This window comes from Paeniglutamicibacter sp. ORCA_105 (assembly GCF_045798545.1).
GTDB lineage: Bacteria > Actinomycetota > Actinomycetes > Actinomycetales > Micrococcaceae > Paeniglutamicibacter > Paeniglutamicibacter sulfureus.
The window spans coordinates 1-241 of sequence record NZ_JBIXLM010000112.1 but is presented as its reverse complement, the minus strand read 5'-3'; the positions used below and the strand labels follow the sequence as shown (position 1 = coordinate 241).

Genomic DNA, 241 nt, shown 5'->3' with positions numbered 1-241 from the left:
CCGATGCGTCGCAGCCGACGTGGGAGCCGGCGCCTGGCCCGTACTCCTCGCCAAGTAATTGGAACTCACCCAACCGGTCCGCGAACCGGCCTTGACCTCCCACCAAACACCGCTGGCCTTACCCGTCCGGGTAACCGCCGTGCCCTTGGCAAGAACCGTCAACGACCTGGAATGCGTGCCCGGATCCTGCCGCAGGTTCAAGTTCGCACTCGTCCGATGCGTCGCAGCCGACGTGGGAGCC

1 protein-coding gene is annotated in these 241 nt (G+C 66.4%); it reads right to left on the bottom strand.

The genetic code is table 11. The annotated features are described in order from the left end of the window. A partial coding sequence (locus ACIPUB_RS20175; RefSeq protein WP_407609011.1) for an SH3 domain-containing protein occupies positions 1-201 on the bottom strand: 201 nt, incomplete at its 3' end. Positions 202-241: the final 40 nt, after the last annotated feature.